The sequence below is a fragment of the Hoylesella timonensis S9-PR14 genome, assembly GCF_000762405.1.
In the GTDB taxonomy this organism is placed as follows: Bacteria; Bacteroidota; Bacteroidia; order Bacteroidales; family Bacteroidaceae; genus Prevotella; species Prevotella timonensis_A.
In genome coordinates, this window is record NZ_JRPQ01000051.1 from 1 (window position 1) to 707 (window position 707).

Annotated in this window: 1 protein-coding gene; it reads left to right on the forward strand. The window is 40.9% G+C overall.

Annotated elements, in window-relative coordinates; all coding sequences use genetic code 11:
- The first annotated feature begins 138 nt into the window (after positions 1 to 138).
- On the forward strand, positions 139 to 420 hold the full coding sequence (locus tag HMPREF9304_RS02060; RefSeq protein ID WP_036926144.1) for an endoribonuclease VapD: 282 nt from the start codon (positions 139 to 141) through the stop codon (positions 418 to 420).
- Positions 421 to 707 lie beyond the last annotated feature (287 nt).

Below are 707 nucleotides of genomic sequence, written 5' to 3' on the forward strand. Positions count from 1 at the left end.
TCACTATGAAGGACGATTGGGTGGATGGAAGAGTTATTGATATCAAAGATAATCCGTTCGTTGGTGTCGTTGTATCAGCTAAGACAGATAACGGAGTTATATTCTTTGGACGTGAAGAACTTTTTAAACCTGCATGATATGTTCGCATTAAGTTTTGATATGGTTGTTTCTGACCTAAAGCAATACTACGGAGAGCCATACAATAACGCCTACTATGAAATAAGACAAATACTCGAAGCAAATGGATTTGATTGGGTGCATGGCAGCACCTATCTGACACGGTCCGATGATTTGAGTAATATGTTTGCAGCTATTCAAGCACTTTCGAGGATAGACTGGTTCAAAAAGTCAGTCAGAGACATTAGGGGTTACAAAGTGGAGAACTGGTCGAACTTCACAGATTTGGTCAAGAACTCATAACTTTTAAAAGCGAGTGCCGAATATCGGAACACTCGCTTTTTCTTTCCTAAATGTACATTCCTCACCTCTTGTGATCACCATTAGGGTACGCTTTCCAATGAACAACTTACACATCATGCTTGTGGATATTTAACACAGTGTTGTTGATGGACGAAACTTTTATAGTTAGTTAAAAAAAGACACTTTTCAGTATCAACTCCCATTCGCCGGGGTCGCTTTCACCTTTAGGCACGCCTTACAGGAGAAAGCTCCCGAAAAGCGGTATGGCAGAGTCTTGCAGACACTGC

What these genes read in the sequence shown, in the direction of transcription:
- HMPREF9304_RS02060 (WP_036926144.1), top strand. Translation starts at nt 139, where the DNA reads ATGTTCGCATTAAGTTTTGATATGGTTGTTTCTGACCTAAAGCAATAC.